This window comes from Methylobacterium sp. WL64 (assembly GCF_008039945.1).
Taxonomy (GTDB): domain Bacteria; phylum Pseudomonadota; class Alphaproteobacteria; order Rhizobiales; family Beijerinckiaceae; genus Methylobacterium.
The window spans coordinates 37689-58574 of the sequence record NZ_VRVA01000019.1 but is presented as its reverse complement, the minus strand read 5'-3'; the positions used below and the strand labels follow the sequence as shown (position 1 = coordinate 58574).

The 20886-nt window shown below is 67.7% G+C and carries 19 protein-coding genes and 1 pseudogene; 6 read left to right on the top strand and 14 right to left on the bottom strand.

The annotated features are described in order from the left end of the window. Positions 1–402: 402 nt before the first annotated feature. From mltG to FV242_RS11850, 5 genes are all read right to left on the bottom strand, one after another. The gene (mltG, locus tag FV242_RS11870; protein ID WP_147906304.1) at positions 403–1803 is read right to left on the bottom strand and encodes an endolytic transglycosylase MltG; all 1401 of its coding nucleotides are present in this window, start codon (positions 1801–1803) and stop codon (positions 403–405) included. Between the two features lie 258 nt (positions 1804–2061). Beyond that, positions 2062–2952, bottom strand: a complete 891-nt coding sequence (mutM, locus tag FV242_RS11865) for a bifunctional DNA-formamidopyrimidine glycosylase/DNA-(apurinic or apyrimidinic site) lyase (protein ID WP_147939055.1) — start codon at positions 2950–2952, stop codon at positions 2062–2064. A gap of 120 nt (positions 2953–3072) precedes the next feature. After that, the gene (locus tag FV242_RS11860) at positions 3073–3720 is read right to left on the bottom strand and encodes a Smr/MutS family protein (RefSeq protein ID WP_147939054.1); all 648 of its coding nucleotides are present in this window, start codon (positions 3718–3720) and stop codon (positions 3073–3075) included. Continuing rightward, complete coding sequence (locus tag FV242_RS11855; RefSeq protein ID WP_187278398.1) at positions 3717–4910, bottom strand: murein transglycosylase A; 1194 nt, start codon at positions 4908–4910, stop codon at positions 3717–3719. Before FV242_RS11855 ends, FV242_RS11860 begins: the two co-directional genes overlap by 4 nt. Positions 4911–4928: 18 nt before the next feature. Continuing rightward, positions 4929–5645, bottom strand: a complete 717-nt coding sequence (locus FV242_RS11850) for a Tim44/TimA family putative adaptor protein (protein WP_147906308.1) — start codon at positions 5643–5645, stop codon at positions 4929–4931. Between the two features lie 339 nt (positions 5646–5984). Between FV242_RS11850 and secB the strand changes: the two genes are divergently transcribed. Next, on the top strand, positions 5985–6485 hold the full coding sequence (gene secB / locus FV242_RS11840) for a protein-export chaperone SecB (RefSeq protein WP_147857047.1): 501 nt from the start codon (positions 5985–5987) through the stop codon (positions 6483–6485). 568 nt (positions 6486–7053) lie between these two features. Next, entirely contained in the window at positions 7054–8286 is a 1233-nt protein-coding gene (locus FV242_RS11830) for an MFS transporter (protein ID WP_147906309.1), read from the top strand. Positions 8287–8387: 101 nt separating this feature from the next. On the opposite strand, the gene FV242_RS11825 is transcribed toward FV242_RS11830, so the two are convergent. The 5 genes from FV242_RS11825 to FV242_RS11805 form a co-directional block, all read right to left on the bottom strand. Beyond that, a complete protein-coding gene (locus FV242_RS11825; RefSeq protein WP_147939052.1) occupies positions 8388–9263 on the bottom strand; it encodes an RNA polymerase factor sigma-32 in 876 nt (291 codons plus the stop codon). A 323-nt stretch (positions 9264–9586) separates the two neighbouring features. Then, positions 9587–10186 carry a CarD family transcriptional regulator gene (locus FV242_RS11820; protein WP_147906310.1) on the bottom strand — a complete coding sequence of 200 codons (600 nt, stop codon included), beginning with the start codon at positions 10184–10186 and terminating at the stop codon, positions 9587–9589. A gap of 557 nt (positions 10187–10743) precedes the next feature. Then, the gene (fdxA, locus tag FV242_RS11815; RefSeq protein WP_147939051.1) at positions 10744–11082 is read right to left on the bottom strand and encodes a ferredoxin FdxA; all 339 of its coding nucleotides are present in this window, start codon (positions 11080–11082) and stop codon (positions 10744–10746) included. Positions 11083–11298: 216 nt separating this feature from the next. Next, complete coding sequence (locus tag FV242_RS11810) at positions 11299–11592, bottom strand: RNA-binding S4 domain-containing protein (RefSeq protein ID WP_147906312.1); 294 nt, start codon at positions 11590–11592, stop codon at positions 11299–11301. Between the two features lie 9 nt (positions 11593–11601). Next, positions 11602–14886: a helicase-related protein gene (locus FV242_RS11805; RefSeq protein WP_147939066.1), complete on the bottom strand. Its 3285-nt coding sequence runs from the start codon at positions 14884–14886 to the stop codon at positions 11602–11604. 1372 nt (positions 14887–16258) lie between these two features. Between FV242_RS11805 and FV242_RS35430 the strand changes: the two genes are divergently transcribed. Both FV242_RS35430 and FV242_RS11795 read left to right on the top strand, forming a co-directional pair. Beyond that, a complete protein-coding gene (locus FV242_RS35430; RefSeq protein WP_246692676.1) occupies positions 16259–16546 on the top strand; it encodes a glycosyltransferase in 288 nt (95 codons plus the stop codon). Between the two features lie 66 nt (positions 16547–16612). Beyond that, entirely contained in the window at positions 16613–17272 is a 660-nt protein-coding gene (locus FV242_RS11795) for a family 2 glycosyl transferase (protein WP_246692675.1), read from the top strand. 485 nt (positions 17273–17757) lie between these two features. Here FV242_RS11795 and FV242_RS35425 read toward each other — a convergent pair. Next, a pseudogene (locus tag FV242_RS35425) lies at positions 17758–17922 on the bottom strand (TetR family transcriptional regulator); the annotation flags it as partial. A 63-nt stretch (positions 17923–17985) separates the two neighbouring features. On the opposite strand from FV242_RS35425, the gene FV242_RS11785 reads away from it, so the two are divergent. After that, positions 17986–18354 carry a darcynin family protein gene (locus FV242_RS11785; RefSeq protein WP_306440303.1) on the top strand — a complete coding sequence of 123 codons (369 nt, stop codon included), beginning with the start codon at positions 17986–17988 and terminating at the stop codon, positions 18352–18354. 10 nt (positions 18355–18364) lie between these two features. On the opposite strand, the gene FV242_RS11780 is transcribed toward FV242_RS11785, so the two are convergent. Continuing rightward, on the bottom strand, positions 18365–18655 hold the full coding sequence (locus FV242_RS11780) for a DUF1330 domain-containing protein (RefSeq protein ID WP_147939049.1): 291 nt from the start codon (positions 18653–18655) through the stop codon (positions 18365–18367). Between the two features lie 81 nt (positions 18656–18736). Next, positions 18737–19600 carry a DUF3108 domain-containing protein gene (locus FV242_RS11775; protein ID WP_147939065.1) on the bottom strand — a complete coding sequence of 288 codons (864 nt, stop codon included), beginning with the start codon at positions 19598–19600 and terminating at the stop codon, positions 18737–18739. Positions 19601–19983: 383 nt separating this feature from the next. On the opposite strand from FV242_RS11775, the gene rpmB reads away from it, so the two are divergent. Beyond that, positions 19984–20286, top strand: coding sequence for a 50S ribosomal protein L28 (gene rpmB, locus FV242_RS11770; protein WP_147853769.1), 303 nt, complete (start codon positions 19984–19986; stop codon positions 20284–20286). Between the two features lie 99 nt (positions 20287–20385). Here rpmB and FV242_RS11765 read toward each other — a convergent pair whose 3' ends face one another. Beyond that, positions 20386–20838 (bottom strand): MarR family winged helix-turn-helix transcriptional regulator, encoded by a 453-nt coding sequence (locus tag FV242_RS11765; RefSeq protein WP_147939048.1) that lies wholly within the window; start codon positions 20836–20838, stop codon positions 20386–20388. Positions 20839–20886: the final 48 nt, after the last annotated feature.

Below are 20886 nucleotides of genomic sequence, written 5' to 3'. Positions count from 1 at the left end.
TGACAGCGTTCCGCTGGCGCACCGTCTGCTTGCGGAACGATCTGCCCGGCAGCGTACGTTCCCGGCTTCTGTAATGAGCCGAGAACGGGCGGAACAGCGATGTCCGCTTCGATACCTGCGCCGCCTGGAACCGGACCGGCGGAAATCCACCCAACCCAGTCGGAGGTCATCCTCCGCCATGCTGCTGCGAAGCGGACATTCCGAAGGTCCGTAGGGTCGGAAGCGGACCCACGGCACGCGTTCCACCCGTCGGATTCTCACCGCCAGGCTCGCTGCACGCGCCATGACGGAGAGCCGTCGGCGACGCAGCGGACAGAAGGCCCACGCACCGCGTGGATTTGCAGTGGATCCGTTCTGGTTCTGGAAAGCGCCGCGCTTCAGCGGAGCCCGGCGCCTCCCAGCCTACCGCCGCCCGCGCGGGGCCGGCGTCGGGTCGGCCAGCGCCGGGACGGTCTTGGGCGAGCCGAGATCGTAGCTGCGGTTCTTCAGCGGATCGAGGCGGGTGCCCTCGGAGGCGTCGAAGGCGCGGGTGCCCGGCGTGCCGGAATCGAGGGCGAAGGCCGCGTTGGTGTTCGGGGCGTTGCCCGGTGCGAAGGCCGAGGCCCGGCCGGGGACGCTCGGGTCGGGGCCCGGCTCGACCTTGTCGACCGCGTCCGGCGGCGCCTGGCGGCTCTTCTCGACCGCGCGCCAGCGGGCGACGTTGCGCTGGTGGCCTTCGAGCGAGTCGGCGAAGGCGTGGCCGCCGCTGCCGTCCGCCACGAAGTACAGGTCCTTGGTGCGGGACGGGTTGGCCACCGCCTCCAGGGCGGCGCGGCCGGGATTGGCGATCGGCCCCGGGGGCAGGCCCTCGATCGCGTAGGTGTTATAGGGCGTCGCCCGGTCGATCTCGGAGCGCAGGATGCCGCGCCCGAGGGTGCCGCGCCCGCCCACCAGCCCGTACACGATGGTCGGGTCCGATTGCAGCTTCATCCGCTTGTTGAGGCGGTTGATGAACACGCCGGCGACCCGCGGCCGCTCGTCGGCCCGGCCGGTCTCCTTCTCGACGATCGAGGCCAGGGTGACCATCTCAGCCGGCGTCCGCACCGGCACGTCGGCGCTGCGGCGGAGCCAGATCTGGTTCAGCACCTCGCGCTGCTTGGCCCGCATCAGGTTCACGATCTGCTGGCGGGTGGCGCCGCGCTCGAACTTGTAGGTGTCGGGCAGGAGTGAGCCCTCCGGGGGAATCTCGTTGATCTCGCCCGAGAGGATGTCGTTGTCGTTGAGCCGCGTGACGATCTGCTCGGAGGTGAGACCCTCGGGGAACGTGATCGCGTGCTGGACCTGCCGGCCGGTGGTCACCGTGTCGAGGGCGTCGGCGATGCTCGCATGCGCCTTGAAGATGTACTCGCCGGCCCGGAGCGCCGGCCGTCCGCCGAAGCGGGCGGCGAACTCGAACAGGCCGGTATGGTCGATCACGCCCTCGCGCTTGAGGGTCTCGGCGATCTCGCCCGTGCCGCTGTGGGTCGGGATCACCACGACCTTGTCGGCGACGAGCGGCCCCGGCTCGCGCACCTGGCGCTGGAACAGGGTGATCCCGATCATCGCCGCGATGGCGATCACCACCGCGAAGGTGAGGGCGCCGCTGATGATGCCGACGAGGCCGCTGCGCTCGCGCACCGGCTTCTCCGGCGGCGGCGGCGCGGCGGTCGGCTTGATCGCCTCGCCCGGCGAGCGCGGCGACAGCCGCTGCGGCAGCGCGGGGCCCTCCGTCGGATCCTGCGCGATGGTCTCGGGCGCGGGCGTCTTTGAGCGGCGGAAGAACATCGCGTTCCTGTCACGAGCATCATCCCGAACGCCGGCACGCGGCCTTCGGGACGACGAGGATGCAAAACCAGCGGCCTGACGCGTCGTCCCGGATCCGACTTCCGGGACGACGCGTCAGGCCCGCGCGACCGATCCCGCGCCGCGGGCCGGGACCGGCAGCCCGCAACCCGGTGTGCGCGTCGAGATCCGCGACCCTAGTCGGGTTTGTGGCGAAAATGCCGTTTCGCGCCGCGAGAGCGGGCCGATCGGGGCGATGGGTCAGACCGGCGGCTGGCAGGTCGCGCAGAAGAAGGTCGAGCGGTTGGCCTGCACGATCCGGGTGACCGAGCCGCGGCAGCCCGGGTGGCGGCACGGCTCGCCGACCCGGTCGTAGACCCGGAAGGCGTGCTGGAAGGCGCCCGCGCTGCCGTCGGTGTGGGCGTAGTCGCGCAGGGTCGAGCCGCCGGCCTTCACGGCCTCCTGCAGCACCTGCACGATCGCCTTGGCGAGCGCGTTGGCCTTGGGCGTCGGGCGCCCGTCGGGCTTGATCAGCAGGCCGGCGGGGGTCTCCGGGTGGAGGCGGGCCCGGTGCAGGGCCTCGCAGACGTAGATGTTGCCCAGGCCCGCGATCAGGCTCTGGTCGAGCAGCGCGGCCTTCAGCGGCGTGATCTTGTGCCGGAACAGGCCGGCGATCACCGCCCCGGTCAGCCCGTCGAGCGGTTCGATCCCCATCCGGGCGAAGTGGCGGCTGGTCGCGAGGGTCTCGCTCGGAACGAGGTCCATGAAGCCGAAGCGGCGGGCGTCGTTGTAGGTGATCGTGGCCCCGGTGCTCATCGCCATCACGACGTGGTCGTGCTTCGGCGTGCCCTGCGCCCCCTCCAGGTAGAAATCCCCGGGGGAGAGGTTGCTCCCGTCGGGCAGGGCCACGTCGAACCGGCCGCTCATGCCGAGATGCATGATCAGGGTCTCGCCCGAATCGAGCCCGGCGGTGAGGTACTTCGCCCGGCGGGCGAGGTCGGTCACGGTGCGACCCTCAAGCCGCGCCGCGAATCGCTCCGGGAACGGGAAGCGCAGGTTCGGCCGGCGCAGGGTGACGCGGCTGAACCGGGCGCCGACCATCGCGGGCACCAAGCCGCGCCGCACCGTCTCGACCTCGGGAAGCTCCGGCATTGTTTTCGGACTTTTCGTTCGACCACGCGAGCGCGCGTTGAGGATATCGAGTTCTTCGAAGAAGTCGGCAACGGCGCGGTTTGCCGCCCTGGCCCGCGAAGAGCGCGCGAAGGCTGGCGCTCAGCGACGGCGAAGTCTGACGTAGAGCGCGCCGCCGCCGCCATGGTGCCGCGACGCTTCCTCGAAGCCCAGCACGATGCCGCGCAGCTCGGCGCCGCGCAGCCAGTGCGGCACGCTGCGCCGGAGCACCCCCCGCTCCGCGAAGGCATCGGGATAGGACGAGCCCCCTCTCTCCTGGCCCCCTTTGCCGGTCACCACCAGTACGTAGGCATGTCCGGCGGCCCGGCACCGCAGAAGGAATCCTGTCAGCGCAGCATGGGCTTGCGCCTGCACCATCCCGTGCAGGTCGATCCGCGCCTCCACGGCCAGACGCCCCCGGCGCAGCCCGACCTTGGCCTGCCGCTCCAGCCCCGACGGGGCAGCGTGGCTCTGGAGCGGCGCCTGATAGGGCGCAGCGGTGACCTTCTGGGGCGAGGCGACAGCCGGCTTGGGCGGCGGTTTCAGGCGCGCTTTTTTGGCCACCGGAGGCGCGGTCGGCTTCAGGATCGGCGCCGTCAGCGGCGGCATGGTGGCGGTCGGCGGCGCCGGCGCGACCTCGGGCTGCGGCAGCGTCGCCCGGCCGGTCAGCGGTGTCACGAGCTTGGCGATCTCACCCCAGAGCCGGGCCTCCCCGGCGCTCAGCCGGCGCGTGCGGCGCGGCGGCCTCACGGCGTGACCCCGCGGGCGGGCTTGGGCAGCAGCACGACGAAGCCTATGGAATCGCGTAGGTTTCCGGCCGCGACCCCGGCCTGCACCCCGGTCCCGACGAACAAATCGCCCCGGGCCGGGCCGACGATCGCCGACCCCGTGTCGGCGGCGATGACCAGGCGTCCGGTGTCGCCCGGCACGCCGCCCGGCAACGGCCCGTCCAGCCAGAACGGCAGGCCGTAACGCCACAGTCCGCCATCCACCGCGAGGCTACGCCCCGGCGTCAGCGGCGCATTGGCGGCACCCGGCGGACCGAGCGCCGGATCCTCCACAGGGGCCAGGCGGAAGAAGATGTAGGAGGCATTGGTGCGGATCAGCCGTCGCGCACTCTCGGGATGGGCGCGCAGCCAAGTCGTCCAACGGGCCAGCGTGAGGCCTTCCAAAGGCAGGTGGCCCTCCTGCACGATCAGCTTGGCGACGGCCGTGTAGGGCCGGCCGTTGCGGCCGTCATACAACACTCGGACGGCCCGACCGTCGGGCAGGCGGACGCGTCCGGAGCCCTGGACTTGCAGGACCAAGAGATCGACCCCGTCGCGCAGCCATAGGATCGGCCGCGCCTGGGCGCCCAGCGCCCCGTCCTCGATCGCCGCTCGGTCCGGATAGGGTCCGAACCCATCCGCGGTGGCGCGGGCGGCGCGCAGGACCGGGTCGAGACCGGGGCGGGTCTCGCCAGGGGCCAGCGAGACGAGGTCGTCAGGTCGGGCGAGAACCGGCGTCGGGAAGTCCGGACCCTGCGTGAGGGAGCCGTCCAGCTCCGGCTCGAAGTAGCCCGTCAGGAAGCCCGGGCGCTCTGCCCCTGGCCGCACCACCCGGTAGGCCTCGAACCGATCCTGAAAGAACGTGGCCGCCGCCTCGCGCGTCACCCCCACCGCAGCCGCGCAAGCCGCCGACAGGTCCGCCGGATCGCCAGCGACCCCCGCCGGCTGTGGCGTCGCGGGCTGGGGCGCGGCGCAGACCCTCCGGAACGCGTCGAGTGAAGCGGCCGGATCGGGGCCGGGAAAGCCCGGCAGTGCTGCGAACGCTACGGGTGTCAGGACCGCCCCGCCGACCTCGGCGGAGGCGGTCATGGACGAGCCGGCTAGGAACGTCGCGTAGAGGGCGGGGATGAGGGCGGTCGGGATACCTCCGGACCAGGCACGCAAGTTTGGCACGGCAACGGGGTCACGAAATCAGGCGCCGGCCTCGGTGGCCACGAGCTGCCAGTTCGGGTCCCGCGAGCCGAGGGTGCGCGCGAAAGTCCAGACGTCCGGCACCTCGACAACCGTCTCGGCGCTGCCGTCGACGACCTTGCCCTCGGCGTTGCGGGTGGCGGTGATCAGGTTCGACAGGAACCGCACGGTGATCTGCGCGACACGGTTACGCACCTCGATGGCGACGATCTCGGCCTTGTCGATCGACACGAAGGTGGTTTCCAAGGTCTGTCGGTTGCGCTCACGCTCGACGATGGCCCGCTCGAAAGCTTCGCCGACCTCTTTCGACAGGAGCCCCCGCAGGGTTTTCCGGTCGCCCTTCGCGAAGGCGATCATGATCGTCTCGTAGGCCGACTTGGCCCCCTCGATGAACGCGCGAGGGTCGAAACTCGGCTCCGCCTGAACGGCCGCTTCGAGCCCGCGGGCGATCTCGGAGCCGGGCTCCGCGATGCCGCGCCAGTCACGTACCGCCGCAGACGCTGTGGCCGACGCGGGCTGAACCCGGTCGGCACCGGGCAACCGAACGACGTTGTCGCCCTCAGATCGGGCCTGCGGCTCGGTACGGCTTCGATCCACCGGCTTGAACGGCGAGCGCTCGGCACCGGTCTTCTGGCCGAGCACCGAGCGCAGGCGCCAGATCACGAAGACTGCGAGTGCGAGGAAGATGATCGTCGTAATGTCGAAACTGTCCTGCATCACCGATCCGATGGTGGCCGCGGCGGGACCTCGTGCCCCGTGCCGAGGTCGTGCGCGGTGCGGCGCCGGCAAAGCGCTCGCGGGTCTAGGCGACTCATAACTGACCAACGCGCAAGGAGCGAGCCGGTTATACCGATGCGGAACGCCGCGATCCCCATGCGTCAACCGATATGGGTCTCGAACACCGCTGCCGCCAGCGCCACGCCAGCCCGCTGCTTGTCCGTCTCCGACGCGCGTGTTAGCGGCGCTGCCTTCCGGGCCGCTTCGCGGCGCCGTTCCGCGGCTCGCGCCGCGACAACCCGGGCCGGTCCTGCCGGCCGATCGAGAAGGATGATCCGCATGGCCGACTCTCCGGCAGCCAACGGCAACGGCGGCGGCATGCCGCAGGGCGACGCGCCGACCATCAATGCGCTGGCTCAGTACACGAAGGACCTCTCCTTCGAGAACCCGAACGCGCCGCGCTCTCTCCAGCCCAAGGAAGGTCAGGGTCCGCAGATCAACATTCAGGTGAATGTCAGCGCGCAGCAGCTCTCCGACACCGATTTCGAGGTCGAGCTGACCCTGGAGGGCGACGCCAAGATCCAGGCCGAAGTGCTGTTCGCCTTCGACGTGAAGTACGCGGGCGTCTTCCGCATGGTCAACATCCCGGCCGACCAGCTTCATCCCGCGGTGATGATCGAGTGCCCGCGCCTGCTGTTCCCGTTCGCTCGGCAGATCGTGGCCGAGGCGGTGCGCAACGGCGGCTTCCCGCCCCTGTACATCGATCCGATCGATTTCGTTGCGCTCTACCGCCAGAAGGCGATGGAGGCCCAGGGCGCCAGCGGTCCGCTCGCTTCCTGAGGCGCTGAACCGTCCCGGCGGTCAGTGGCCGCCGGGACCGCGATAGGCTGCAGCCAGCGTTCGCAGCGCTTCTGCAGGGCGCCCGCTCAGTCGCCGCCAGGACGTTGCAGAGCCCCGATTAGCTGGCCAGACGGAACGGCTCGCCCGCTGGTGGGATCGGGAAGTCCGGGGCTAGGAACCAGCGCAGGCTCTCCTCTACCAGCACGATCTCGTCCCGCCCATGCATCTTCGAAATCCGTAGCTCGGCGAACTCCCACTTCGGGGCTGACCATCTCGACAGCCATCGCGGTGGTGGGCTGGTCATCATCCAGATCACCTGCAACGCCACACGGACCACGGCACAAAAGCAGTCGCCGACACAGCCCTCGGGCGCGAGCCGGGGGTGACGCCAGCCGACGTGTTCGTGAACTTGGTCGAGGTAGCGCCAGAGAACGGGTCGTTCGGCGACGGGCTCACGCCGTACGGCCCGCCCGGCCGGCGCGGCCGCAGGGGGCGGACGCTCGCTGCCGGGCTTGACCGTACGAGGGACGGCGTTCAGGTCCGGGGCCCATTGCCAGACCTGGATCGCATGAGCCCCACCGCACACCTTGCCCTGATTAACCTGTTCACCGGGGACATCCAGGGTGGCCTCGGCCCCTTCCTGGGGACGTGGCTGGCGCAGGCCGCGTCCTGGAGTCCGGCGCGGGTGGGCTTTGTCATCACCCTAGTGGGCATCGCGACGCTATTCTTGAGCGGCCCGTTCGGGGCCATGGTCGACCGCTTTACACGTCCGCGTCTCCTGGTGGCGCTCGCCTGCGCGGCGATCCTGGCGGGCACGCTCCTGCTTCTCCCGGCGCGCAGCTTCCCGGCGGTCCTGGTGGCGCAGCTGCTCGCCGCGGCGGGAGGTACCCTGTTGCTGCCGGCGGTCGCCGCGCTGACCCTCGGGATTGTCGGGAAGGACGGGTTCCCTAAACAACAGGGCCGCAACCAGGCGTTCAACCATGTTGGCATCCTGATCGCCGCCGGCGGCATCAGCCTCGGCACTGGAACATTCGGTCCGGCGATCGCCTTCTGGGTGCTGGGCGGTATGGCGGTCGCCGCGATCGTCGCGACGCTGACGACCCCGGCCGGCGCCTGGAGTCGACGTCGCGCGGTCGGTTGGGAGGAGGACGCGGACGACGAGCCGCAGCGCAGCGGCATTCGTCAGGTCCTCGGCAACCGGCGTCTGCTGGTGCTCACCGTGGCGCTGACGCTGTTCAACCTTGGCAATGGCGGCATGCTGTCCCTGCTCGGACAGAAACTTGTGGCCACCGCCGCCGACGCGACGACATGGACGGCCCGCTACGTGATGGTGGCACAGCTCGTGATGGTGCCCGTGGCCCTGTTCGCCGGCTCCCTGGCGGATCGGCGCGGACGACGCCAGCTCCTGATGGTGGCGTTCGCGGTACTGCCGGTGCGGGCCGTCCTGTCGGGTCTGATTGACGATCCGGTCTGGCTCATCACGGCGGAAGTCTTGGACGGTGTCGCCTCCGGCATCGTCGGCGTGGCCGTGCCGGTGATCGTGGCGGACCTGACCTGGGGGTCCGGGCGTACCCAGACAGCGCTCGGCAGCGTCAACGCCGTGCAGGGCGTCGGCGGCGCCCTGTCGGGCTGGTATGGTGGCTTGTCCTACGGATTGTTCGGCTGGACCGGCGCGTTCCTCGCCCTCGGCGTACCGGCCCTTATCGCCCTGGTGCTGGTGATATGGCTCGACGCTACGCCGGAGCCCGGTCGGCGCAGGCGTCGGAGGGAGCGGCGACGCACGGCGGGCCAAGGAGCGTAAAAACTCTTGCCGATCAGGTTCGGGACCCCCTGCGGGAAACGCAAAAAGCCCGGCCGAGGGGCCGGGCTTGTTCAAAAGATCGGTTGCTCCTGTCGGAAGGATCAGCCGATATGCGGGCTCCCGGTCGCGGCCGGGAACCTGTCAGCCAGGGCGCGACGGAGTTTTTCCAGGGCGCGGTTCTCGATCTGGCGGACCCGCTCCTTCGAGATGCCCAGGCGCTGACCCAGGGCTTCGAGGGTCGCCTGATCCTCAGCGAGGCGCCGCTCACGCAGGATGCGCAGCTCGCGCTCGGACAGGACCGTCAGGGCCTGTTGCAGCCAGCTGAGGCGCCGTTCGCCGTCGACCGTCGCGCTCACGGTCTCGTCCGGAAGCGCCGCACCGTCGACCAAAAAGTCCATGCGCTCCGATGAGGCGTCGTTGTCCTCGCCGACGGGGGCGTTCAGCGACATGTCGGGACCTGAAAGGCGGGCATCCATCAGAGCCACGTCGTCGCGCGAGACGCCGATGGCGGTCGCGATGCGGCGATGGATCTCGTCGCCGACATGCTCCTCAGTGGATTGCATCAACCGGGCACGCAGCCGGCGCAGGTTGAAGAACAGGGCTTTCTGAGCCGAGGACGTTCCCCCGCGCACAATCGACCAGTTGCGCAGGATATAGTCCTGGATCGATGCGCGGATCCACCACGTCGCGTAGGTCGAGAACCGGACATCCCTCTCCGGCTCGAACCGCGCTGCGGCCTCCATGAGGCCGACGTGACCCTCCTGCACCAGGTCTGCCATCGGCAGCCCGTAGTGACGAAAACGCCCCGCCAGGGCGATGACGAGGCGCATATGGGCTGAAATCAGGCGGTGCAGCGCCCGCTCGTCGCGGTTGTCCTTCCAGCGGAAGGCGAGGCCGCGCTCTTCTTCCCGGGCCAGGAAGGGCGCCTCCATGGCAGTCCGAATGAACTGCCGTCGAATTCCAGCGATATCAGCCATTCCGCCTGCCTCTTGTTGCCGAGTGCTGTCGCGGCGCCGAACGGAGCGTCCAACCCGCAGGGCGTCACCGAACGGCGGCGCCAGGCAACCGACAACGGAAGGCCAATCACGAAAGTTCCGCCACGTGCCTTCGCAGTGCGACAGGCCGATGGCCACGATTTCGTGTTTCACTAAGAAACATGGGTTCTAACGTCGCGCCGTCCAGTCCCCTGTCTTCCGAACTGCCGTGGAAAAGCGGGAGACGCGACCGATCCGGCGTGCCGGCACAAAAAAGCCCGACCCCAAGGGGCCGGGCTTGTTCTCATCGAAGAAACAGGGGCGCTTCAGGCAGCGACTTCCTGGATGTCATCGCCCTCACCTTCGGCTTCCGCCTCCGGCTCGGCCTCGCTCTTGGCGCGGCGTGGGGACTTGGCCAGGCTCTGTTCGATCAGCTTCAGCGCCTCGGTCTCGGTGATGCGGTTGACCGAGGAAATCTCACGCACGATCCGGTCCAGGGCAGCCTCGTAGAGCTGGCGCTCCGAGTAGGACTGCTCGGGCTGCGCCTCGGAGCGGAACAGGTCGCGCACCACCTCGGTGACGGCCAGCAGGTCGCCAGAGTTGATCTTGGCCTCGTATTCCTGAGCCCGACGCGACCACATGGTGCGCTTGATCCGAGCGCGGCCGGTCAGCACGTCTAGCGCCTTCTTTACCAGGTCCGGCTCGGCGAGCTTGCGCATGCCGACGGAGTTGGCCTTCGCGGTCGGGACGCGCAGAACCATCTTGTCCTTCTCGAACGAGACGACGAACAGCTCAAGTTTGTAGCCCGCGATCTCTTGCTCTTCGATCGCGGTGATGCGACCGACGCCGTGGGCCGGATATACGACGGCCTCACCGGTCTTGAAGCCTTGCCGGCCAACGGTCGTCGTCTTCTTGGCTGTGGTCATGCGAGAAGGGCCTCCACTGGCGCGCGATGCTCCGCACCGCGCAAAACCGTGTTCTTCCGGGCGGGATACCCGGTTTGCCTCGCCGTTCCCGGGATCCGTGCCCACCAGGCACAGATCCGGGCGTTCCCCGGCGCGGCCGTGCAAACACCGGAACACCCGCCGAAGTCACCCTCGGCGGTCGTTCGCGTGCCACTCCTCTAATTCACGAAAGCGAAAGGCATTTCGGCCTGAGGGAGCACGTCTGGCGCAAGCGACGGCAGGCGGATTGTGTATCACAATCCGGCGCACAGATCAAAGCATCCCTGAAGAAGCGCGCGCCATCCGGGCGCAGCCTCGAAAGAGTTCTACACCGGCCAAGCCGGAGAGGAATGACCTGATCGCGGCTCAGGGCTTCGCTTGACGCAGGTCAAATACGGTTTCGGCCATGATCCACAAGCGCCGAACGGGCCGAGGCTGGATCGCAACATCGTGAGGCGATCCGTGATCCTAGTTCTGCCCGCCCGTGTCCGCGTTTCGATCCGCCCTGGTCCTGGGCGACCTCCGCAGGGCATCAGGCTCTAGTCGCCCGAGCCAGGGTTGTTGGAGAAATGCACCTCGAGCTTACCCGAGACGCCATCCCACTCCTTGGCGTCCGACGGCGCGTCCTTCTTCTGGGTGATATTCGGCCAGCTCTTGGCGTAGTCGGCGTTCAGCTTCAACCACGTCTCGAGGTTCGACTCGGTATCAGGCTTGATCGCTTCAGCCGGGCACTCGGGCTCGCAGACGCCGCAATCGATGCACTCGTCCGGATGGATGACGAGCATGTTCTCGCCCTCGTAGAAGCAGTCCACCGGACACACCTCGACGCAGTCCATGTACTTGCACTTGATGCAGTTGTCAGTGACGACGTAGGTCATCGGCTGTCTTCGTCCTAAAAATTCTGTTCAGCCCGGGCGGAGCCTGGAAGGCCCGCACGCCCAGGCGGCGCTTCGATGGTGCGCCGCAAAACCTCGCGTCGAACCAAGTCTTTCGGAAGCCAAGGGCTCTAGACCCTGCCTTCCAGGCTGACAAGCGCACGGGTGTCCCAGGGGCCTGCGACCCGATCCGCGACGCACGGCTGTGGCGCCAGCTCATCACTCGGGTGGCTCGATCGCCGTCTGTACGCCAGCCAAGTCCTCGTAAAGAGCCCGCGCCTCCGGGGCAGGTCCCCGCCGCTCACCGAGGGCGAGTACGCGCACGGCCAGGGTCGCGTGGGGAGCGGCCACAGTCACCACGTCGCCGATCACGATGCCCTTGGCCGGGTTCTCGGCTCGGGTTCCGTTCACCCGCACGAAGCCGTCTTCGGACAGGCGCGCAGCCAGGGAGCGGGTCCGCGCGAACCGCGCGAACCACAGCCATTTGTCGAGCCGCTGCCGACCCTCCCGCATCCGCGGGCGTCAGCGCTTCCCGCCGTCGCCGGCTTCGAGTTGCGCCTTGAGCGCCGCCAGCTTGGCGAAGGGCGAATCCGGATCCGGAGCCCGTTCGCGCCGCGGCGGACGCTGGTCGGGCCGCGGCGCCGCGTGGCGTTGCTCGGCGCTGCGCTGGTCGTCCCGGCGCTCGGGCCGGCCGCCCTCGAAGCGATCACGGCGAGGGCCGCGGTCGCGTCCGGTGCGGGGACCGCCCTCGTTGCCGGGGCGCTCGCCGCCTTCGGCCCGCCGGTGTTCGGGACGCCCGCCCTCCGGGCGGCCCGGACCCTGATGCTGACCCGGCTGCCCCGGCTGAGCGCCATCGCGTCCACGCCCCGCGCCCCGCGGGCGGTTCTGCGGCCGAGGATTGGCCGGCCGCTGATGGCGCTGCAGGCGCCACACCTCGATCAGCACCGGCTCCGCCGGGGTCTCACCCTCCACAGCCGCGGATTCATTCCCGGCGGTCTCGGATACGGTCTCGTTCGCTTCCACCACCTCGTGAGTCTCGGTGGTCGGACGGGTCTCGGATTCGGGTGCCTCGGCGGCCTGCGCGCCTTCGGCTGGGATCGCTTCCACCTCGGATTGCGGTGCGTCAGCCGCTTCCGGCAAGGTGTCGGCAGCAGCCTCGACGGGCTCAGCTTCCGCCATGGCTTCGGGAGCGGCTTCGGCTTCGGCTTCCGTTCCGGTCTCTGGAGCGGCGTCAGACTCAGCGTTTTCGGAGAGCGAAGTCTCCGCGACGGAGGTCTCCGCGGTCGCAGCCTGCGCGGCGGCGTCGGCCTCGTCTCCGGTCGCCTCGCCGAGGGAGCCGGGATCGGTTTCGCCGGTCTCGCTTGCCGGTGCAGTTTCAGATGGTGGGGTCAAAACGACCGGCGCAGTCGCGGCCGCTGGTACCAGCGGCACCGTGATCGCGGGTCCGGGGCGGGCCTCCAGCGAGTAACCCAGAGACTTCAGGATCGAGGCGAAATCCTCGCCCGAACAGCCGACCAGCGAGGTCATTCCGACCGTGGCCACGAAGGCATCACCGTCGGCCGTACCCTCCGGCGCCGCGCCCGGTGTGGTACCGGGGCGATAGGCGATCGCCGGCCGAATCAAGTCGGCCAGACGCTCAAGGATGTCGACCCGCACCGCCCGCTCACCGCTGACACGGAAGCCGGCCGCCCGGTAGAGGCCCTTGGCGATCTCGCGATCGACCTTGATCGAGGTCCGGCCCGAGCCCGCGAGATGCGCGATCTCGTCCAGGCCGCGCTGGTCGAGGCCACCGTTACGGAGGGCCCACAGCTGTGCCGCAAGCGTCCGCGGCGCCGGCTTCAGCAGGGCCGGCAGGAAGATGTGGTAGGCGCCGAATCGCACGCCGTGCCGGCGGAGCGCCCCGCGCCCCTCCTGGTCCAGGCTGCGCATCTCCTGGGCGACCTTGGAGCGTTCCAACACGCCCAGAGCCTCGACCACCTGATAGCCGATACCCTTGGCGAGGCCGGTGAGGTCGCCGGCGGTCTCGAGTTCCATCAGCGGGCCGAGCAGGCGCACGATCATGGCCTTGAGCCAGGCATCGAGGCGCGCCTCGACCTTCTCGCGATGCGCGCCGGTCAGGCTGTCGTCGGCCAGCAGCCGAATCTGCGGCGCGAACAGCTTCTCGCCGGGGGTCAGCTTCGCCACCGGGGCACCGGTCCAGCGAATCATCCCGTCATGCGCGAGCACGAGGGTGGAATCGGCTGTCGCCGCGAAGCGGTCGGCCCGGGCCTCGATCTCCCCGGAGAGCGCCTTCTCGGCGGCACTCCTCAGAGTTTTGGCCTCGTGCCCCTCTGCGCTGGCATCCGGAACGAATAAAAATCCATGCAGGTGACCGACATGCTGACCCTCGACGGTGACGTCACCGTCGGCGGAAATTTGGGCTTCGAGCATCGTGTTCTCTCTCAGGCGCCGCATCAGGACGCTTGTGCGCCGGTCGACGAAGCGGCTCGCGAGGCGTTCGTGCAGGGCGTCTGACAGCCTGTCCTCTACCCGACGTGTCTCGCCCTGCCAATGTTCAGGGTCGCGCAGCCAATCGGGGCGGTTGGCCACGAACGTCCAGGTGCGCCCCTGGGCGATCCGCCGGGACAGCGTATCGATGTCGCCGTCGGTGCGATCGATCATCGCCATCTGCTCGGCGAACCACGTGTCGGGGATGCGTCCGGCCATGCCCTTCATGAGAAAACGGTAGAGCTGGGCCACGAGGTCGGCATGCACCTGCGGGTGGACCTTGCGGTAATCCGGAACGCCGCAGACGTCCCAGAGCCGCCGCACGGTGGAAGCGCTCCGCGCCATGTCGCGGATATCGTCCTCGCGCATCAGGATCTCGAGGGCCTGCTGGTCCTGGCCCATCGGCGCCCGGGTCAGACCTGACTCGCGCGGATGCTCGTCGAGGCTCGCCTGGAGCGCCTCCAGGGTGCCGAAGCTGAGGTCAGGGTTGCGCCATTGCAGGATGCGCAGCGGGTCGAAATCGTGATTCTCCAACCGCTCGACCATCTCGGGCTCAAAGGGCGGGCAGCGCCCCGTGGAGCCGAAGGTCCCGTCCGAGAGATGGCGTCCTGCGCGGCCGGCGATCTGGCCCATCTCGGCGGGCGTCAGCTTGCGAAACCGGGTGCCGTCGTATTTCCAGTTCGCCGCGAAGGCGACGTGGTCGACATCGAGGTTGAGCCCCATCCCGACCGCGTCGGTGGCCACGAGGTAGTCGACGTCCCCGGCCTGGTACATCTCGACCTGGGCATTGCGGGTCCTGGGCGACAACGCCCCAAGCACCACCGCGGCACCCCCGCGCTGGCGTCGGATCAGCTCTGCGATGGCGTAGACCTCCTCGGCCGAGAAGGCGACGATCGCGGTGCGCCGGGGCAGGCGCGACAGCCGCTTCTCCCCCGCGAAGGTGAGCTTCGATAGCCGCGGCCGAGTCGTGGTGTGGACGTTCGGAATCAGTGCCTGGACCAGCGGCAGCATGGTCGAGGAGCCGATCAGCAGCGTCTCCTCACGGCCGCGCACGTAGAGCAGGCGGTCGGTGAAGACGTGGCCGCGATCCATGTCGGCTGCGAGCTGGATCTCGTCGATGGCGACGTAGGCCACGTCGAGGTCGCGCGGCATCGCCTCGATCGTGCAGATCCAGTAGCGCGGCCGGTCTGGCTTGATCTTCTCTTCTCCGGTCACGAGGGCGACCTTCTCGGGGCCGACCTTGGCGACCACGCGCAGGTACACCTCCCGGGCGAGCAGCCGCAGGGGCAACCCGATCATGCCGGTCGGGTGCGCAAGCATCCGCTCGATCGCGAGATGCGTCTTGCCGGTGTTGGTCGGTCCGAGGACCGCCGTCACGCCGCGGGCACGGGCGTCGCGCGGCAGGGACCGGCGGGGGAGGGGGCGGAGCGGCGCGTCGATGGTCGGCGGTTCCTTCGGACGGGAAGGCCGGCGCGGCGCCGTCATGGCGCGGGCTGGAGGTCTCGTACGGCCGGTCGCGTCAGGGACGATAGGGCCGCCTCGGTCCTCCCCCATATGGGATATCACCTGGGTCGCTGCCAACCTGCGGCATAATCAGCGGATCGACCACGATCTGCATGGCCGGCGATCCAGGCTGGGGCGCGACGTCCGCGCAGAGGGTGTCGGGAACGGAGACCAATGGGCCATGCCGCGGCGGCCGGTGCTCGATCACCTGCGCCGACGAGAAGGCATCGCCGCCGCAGCCGGGATCGCCTGATCCGGCGCTCAGGGGCTGGGCCGCCGCCGGTCCGACGAGGGCCACGGCCCCGACAATCAGGGTGACTTGAAAGCGGTGTAGGGCCATGGGCCGATCATCGTGGGAACATCAAAACAATTCGTGTGCGGCGGCCAGCCGGTTAGCAGGCCGCACAATCCCACCCATCCTGGAACGCCCTCGAAACGCCAGACCACAATCCTCAGCCGCGTTTCGAAGGCTGCAACTGATTCACTCGGGGACGGGAACTCACGGATTCCAGGCCGGACACGCCAGGTCGCCCAGCCGAAGCGCGGGCAGATTCGAGACGCCCGGCAAGGAACAGCCAAGCCGTAAAAGCCATAGGGGCTAACCGGCAATGCACCAGCCACTACGATCAAATGATCAGGTCCGAGCAGGCTGATTTTATCGATAAATATTTTCAAATTTATAATTATAGTCCCGAGATATGCAGGTATTAAGTGTGACATGAGTTCTCAATAGCGCCATCTGAGCTGTGACTTTACGATGAAATTTCATCCTATTCGGCTTCGCGCGCCGATGTCGATAAACAGGGCGCTATGCGAAATGGGAACGATCCGTGCGCAAATCGTGAATGCCGCGGCTGACATTTCCGCGCCTTGATCGAACCGCGGAAAAGAGTGGCACACCCTTCCGACATGCATAGATTATCGATTGAATAGATGCCGCCGAGCGGCCAATGGTGAGCATAGGGCTCATTATACAAATACGACAGAATTTTATCCGCAATTTGTTCGAATGAAGGCCTGCCAGAGCCACCGGAGCGCGCAAGCGCTGCCGGAATTATACGCGCTTCCGCTTTAGACGGGCGTGCTCTATTAATGAAACGCTATATTTCTCGTTCTGTGGCGAGTGTGCTGGGTTCATAGGTGGATCGAGCTTTGAATTCTAAAATCTAAGATGTCGAGGCCGGCCGGAATGGGTACTGCAGGAAAAACTGTTTCGGTCGTTATAGCCACCTATAACGGCTCGGCGTTTATCCGCGAGCAGCTTGAAAGCGTCATCAATCAAACCATCAAGCCGATTGAGATTATCGTCGCCGATGACGGGTCGAGCGACGAAACGCTAGACATCGTCAGGTCGATTGCGGCTCGTTCGGCGGTGGCCATCAAAATCAAGGTCAACGACAGCAATCTCGGATTTCGCGACAATTTTCTGATGGCGGCGTTGTCGGCCAAAGGGGACTTCGTAGCCTTCTGTGACTAGGATGATATTTGGGATCTGGAGAAACTTGCTTGCGCAGCGCACCATTTTGACAACAAGAATATTTCGTTGATCGTTCACGCCGCTTCAAGTCTCGATCAAGCAACTGGTAAGCTGGTAAAATTTACTCAGGGCATCGAGCGCACGGGAGTGAAGCCGCCGCTGAGCTACGATCCCTGGCTGACATTCTTCGGCTTCTCCATCGTGTTTCGTCGGGAATTGTTGAGCCTAGCCAATATCGAAGGCCGATTCCGCGACTTCATAGTCCCCAAAGAAAAGATTGCACACGACAGATGGATCGTTTTTCTCGGCCAAGTCGTGGGCGAGACTGCCGAGTTCGATAAGCCGCTCGTGACGTACCGCCAACATTCGACAAATCTATTTGGCGATGGCCGACGCAGTAAAAAAACGAGAGGCTACGACCCAATCAAAGAATTCGACGATTATATCTCTGCGACCGCCGATATGGTCGAAGTGATCCGCAATCTCCCAACTGAGACCGAGGTCACCTTTCCGCTTTTCGACCGCGGGAAAGCGATCGATTTTTTCCAACGGGCACTTCATCAGCTCGAGCAGCGCAAGCGGGTTTACATCTCGCGCAACAGGCGCCGGGGTTTGTTGGCCGTGGTCGGTAACATCCGATCGGGGGTTTACCGGTCCGTCCACCGCGATGACATTCGATGGCGCTCGATCGCACGCGATCTCAAGTACTGCGCGATACGGTCGTAGGCGGCGCTGCCGGACCCGCGGGTTACGGCAGCACCGCGGGCAATCCTAAATAGCCGAACACCGCGCGCAGGACCCGATGTTCGAGCGCATCGCCGGCCTGCTCGCCCCGCTCCCCGGCGGCATCCACCATGCCTTGCACAAGCGCGAACAGGTCGCCCGCGGCAATCTCGATCGCGACGGGCGGGTCCGGGTTCGAGGCGTGCCAGCAGGGTCAGGAACGCGTCCGAGATCGCCCGGTGGACCGCGTCAAGGCTGTCGGCCGGCTGGAGCCGGTTCTCTTCGCGGTCGAGCAGCAACGCGAGACGTGGCCGGGACATCTGATGGGCGACGGCCGCCTGCACGATCCGACGCAGTCCGAGTTCCGGCGTCGCCGCTTCAGCCGCGGCGTGCACCGCCGCGATGAACAGGCCCGACTCCCGCGCCACAAGGGCTGCGGTCAACGCGTCCTTGCCTGGAAAGTACTGGTAGACCGAGCCGATCGAGACGCCGGCCCGCTCGGCCACGGCATTGGTCGTGTGGCCGGCCAGCCCGCGCTCCTCCAGAACGCGAGCCGCGCCTTCGAGGATCGTCCGCACCGTCTCGGCAGACCGCGATTGTTCCGGGTTTTTCCGGGGTTTGAGCAGCGGCCCGCGCGCCGTCCGGGCGGTCATGAACGCGAGTTCGCCGCTGAGCCGCCCGGGGGCATCATCGCCGCGTCCCAACCGACCCGCGGAATGAAAGAACGCATGCCCCACCAGACCTTCAACCCCAAACTCACCGTCTTCATGCTGGTGAAGACCTCGCCCGAATGGCTGGCGATGTCGATCGACGATCGCTTCGCCCGGTTGCGTGAGGTGTTCGAGCCGATCCTGCGCCGCCACGCGGATTCCGTGACGCTGCGCTTCTACGACGCCGAATTCTACACGGCTCGCGTCACCGACCTCTGGGTCTGGGAGGCCAGCGACCACCACGCCTACGAATGCGTGGTCGAAGACCTGCGCGAGACGGCATTCTGGGACCGGTGGTTCACGATCGTCGAGATCATCCCGGCGGTGGAGAACGCCTATGCGACCCATTACGACCGGGCGCCCCTGGCCGCGTGAGCGGGCAGCTTCAGTCGGCACCTTCGACAAGCACGACCTCGCCGATACCGGCGGGCAGGCGTTTCGCCTTGGCCGCCTGGTATTCCGGCGAGAAATAATAGGCCCGCGCGGCGTCGTAGGAATCGAATTCCAGCACGACGTTGCGCGGCCGGGCCTCGCCCTCCAGCGCCTCGCTACGTCCGCCCCGCACCAGGGGCCTGGCGCCGTGAAGCCGCATCGCCGCGGAGGCCATCTCGGCATACGCCGCGTAGGTCTCCGGATCGGTGACCGTCATCCGGACGATGATGTAGCCCTTCGCCATGGTTCTGCATCCTCTCTGCCGCGGGCGCACGGGGTGCCCGGAAAGAGGCCGCCGGTCAAAGATGGATCGCGGTGTTTGGCGCTATTGCCCGGGCAAACTCGCCTGCGCGACGCTCGCCCCGGCCGTCCCGGCGGCAGCGCCCTGGGTCCAGCGCGTCGCCTCGATGATGTTGGTACCGATGGTGGTGAGCACCGAGATGCGCAGCGGGACGAGCGCCCGCGTGCCTTCGACCGGGGCGAGCCAGACCGACATCTCGCGGTTGTCCTCCATGAACTTCACCCCGGGTCGATCCGGCCTGTGGCCGGCCACCGCCTGGTAGCGGGCCGTGCAGACGAGAACCGGGCCGGCATAACCGGGTTTCTGCACCTGGCGGGTCTCGGCGTAGCTCAGCACCACGTTGAATCGTGTCGCACCGTCGAACACCGGCAGGCTACGGTTGCAATTGGCTGGATCGAGCAACTCGCCCCGGCCCTGTGCTGGCATCAGCAGAGCGCTCACCGGATCCATGATGCCGCGCTTGTGGTCGGCCGTGATCGGCACCCGGTCCTGCATGTCGACGAGGGGGGGCGTGATCTCGGCCTGCACGACGTTGCCGTGCGCCAGCGCCATGCGCACCGCGATCCCGGAACTCGCCGTGTGCGTGGCGATCGAGAACGCGCCGGGCTGCGGCGCCACCGAGAAGGTGCCTGACGCCCGGGCCGAGCCCCTGCCGCCGGTGATCGCCCCGACCAGCCCGGTCAGCGTCGCGGAGACGTCCATCAGGTAATGGTCGCGCTCGAAGCTGCCGGCGAGCCGGGCGGTGCCGATCGGCAGGCCCGCGAGGTTGATGCTGTAATCGACCGTCACCGTGGCGGGGGCGGCTGCGGCGTTCCGCTTCGCGCGCCGGGCGGCTTCGGCCGGGGCACCGAGCGTCGCGACGGCGAGCACGGTCCCGAGAAGGCGCATCGTCAGCGGCTCGATCGTCCGACGGACAGGCGTGGCGCTCATGATCCGGATCGCATCCCAGGGGAACTTGGGCCAAGGGTGCCGCGCGGGACGATCCCGTACGACAGGCTCTCGACGCTCGGTGCAGGCGAGGCGCTGGCCTTCTTCGAGCAGATGCCTGTTATATCCCGGCCTCGTGGTTAACAGACCGTTGGGCGGCCGCCCCGGACATGTCCAGGCGGTACGGAGCTTGACGCAACGGGTGCAGGTCGCCTATAGGCTCGCGCCTTCAACAGGACTCCGCTGGACCTGGAATACGTATCGGGCGCCGCCCGCTGCGACGATGATCGCGCCGCTTGCGATCGGGTCTTCTCAGGCGGAACGAGACGGGAATTTTAGTCATCATGGCGCGCCGCTGCGAACTCACCGGCAAGGCCGTTCAGGTCGGCCACCTCGTGAGCCACTCGAACCACAAGACCAAGTGCCGGTTCCTGCCGAACCTGTGCAATGTCACGCTCCAGTCGGACGCGCTCGGCAAGCGGGTGCGTCTGCGCATCACCGCGCACGCTCTGCGCTCGGTGGAGCACCGCGGAGGCCTCGACGCCTTCCTGGTTAAGGCCGGCGAGGGCGACCTGTCGCAGACCGCCCGCCTGCTGAAGCGCGAGATCCACAAGAAGCTCGCCGAGACCACGGCCGTCGCGGCCTAATTTCGGGCGCGCTGCGCCTTTCACCGATCGGACGACATAAACCGCCGCGGCAGGCCATGCCGCGGCGGTTTATGCTTGCCTGCGCGGGGGCGTCATCGCCTATCCGGGTGCCCGCGCAATTCGTGTCAGCCATTGGCGGATCTCCGTCTGCTGCGTGGGCGTAAGGTCGTTCAGCATCTCGGCCTCCAGCGCGTAGACGTGCCGCTTGGCAGCTTCGAGCATCGCCTCACCGGCCGCGGTCAGCGTCAGGGTCTGGATGCGGCCGTGGACCCGGTGCCGCTCTCGTACGACGAGGCCGGCCTTCAGCAGATTCGCAACGATGACGCTCATGGTCTGCGGCGTCACGAGTGCGAGGCGGGCGAGATCCGCGCTGCTATGGCCTGGATAAGCAGCCAAGATCGTCAGGACGGAAAACTGCGGCAGCGTCAGGCAGATGCCGCTCAACCGCTGCTCGACACGTTGCCTGTGTGCGTGGGCCGCCTGCCGCAAGAGGTAGCCTAGATGCCCATCGAGGCCGCGCTTGCCTTCGCCTGCCTGCGGCAGCTCACCCATGACCCAGCCTCTTGGCGCTTATCAGACTTCTGATATGTTGTTCGTGCT

Coding starts and splice junctions, on each gene's coding strand:
- mltG (WP_147906304.1), bottom strand. CDS start 1,803: ATGTTCTTCCGCCGCTCAAAGACGCCCGCGCCCGAGACCATCGCGCAG.
- mutM (WP_147939055.1), bottom strand. CDS start 2,952: ATGCCGGAGCTTCCCGAGGTCGAGACGGTGCGGCGCGGCTTGGTGCCC.
- FV242_RS11850 (WP_147906308.1), bottom strand. CDS start 5,645: ATGCAGGACAGTTTCGACATTACGACGATCATCTTCCTCGCACTCGCA.
- secB (WP_147857047.1), top strand. CDS start 5,985: ATGGCCGACTCTCCGGCAGCCAACGGCAACGGCGGCGGCATGCCGCAG.
- FV242_RS11830 (WP_147906309.1), top strand. CDS start 7,054: ATGAGCCCCACCGCACACCTTGCCCTGATTAACCTGTTCACCGGGGAC.
- FV242_RS11825 (WP_147939052.1), bottom strand. CDS start 9,263: ATGGCTGATATCGCTGGAATTCGACGGCAGTTCATTCGGACTGCCATG.
- FV242_RS11820 (WP_147906310.1), bottom strand. CDS start 10,186: ATGACCACAGCCAAGAAGACGACGACCGTTGGCCGGCAAGGCTTCAAG.
- fdxA (WP_147939051.1), bottom strand. CDS start 11,082: ATGACCTACGTCGTCACTGACAACTGCATCAAGTGCAAGTACATGGAC.
- FV242_RS11810 (WP_147906312.1), bottom strand. CDS start 11,592: ATGCGGGAGGGTCGGCAGCGGCTCGACAAATGGCTGTGGTTCGCGCGG.
- FV242_RS11805 (WP_147939066.1), bottom strand. CDS start 14,886: ATGCTTGCGCACCCGACCGGCATGATCGGGTTGCCCCTGCGGCTGCTC.
- FV242_RS35430 (WP_246692676.1), top strand. CDS start 16,259: ATGGGTACTGCAGGAAAAACTGTTTCGGTCGTTATAGCCACCTATAAC.
- FV242_RS11785 (WP_306440303.1), top strand. CDS start 17,986: ATGAAAGAACGCATGCCCCACCAGACCTTCAACCCCAAACTCACCGTC.
- FV242_RS11780 (WP_147939049.1), bottom strand. CDS start 18,655: ATGGCGAAGGGCTACATCATCGTCCGGATGACGGTCACCGATCCGGAG.
- FV242_RS11775 (WP_147939065.1), bottom strand. CDS start 19,600: ATGCGCCTTCTCGGGACCGTGCTCGCCGTCGCGACGCTCGGTGCCCCG.
- rpmB (WP_147853769.1), top strand. CDS start 19,984: ATGGCGCGCCGCTGCGAACTCACCGGCAAGGCCGTTCAGGTCGGCCAC.
- FV242_RS11765 (WP_147939048.1), bottom strand. CDS start 20,838: ATGGGTGAGCTGCCGCAGGCAGGCGAAGGCAAGCGCGGCCTCGATGGG.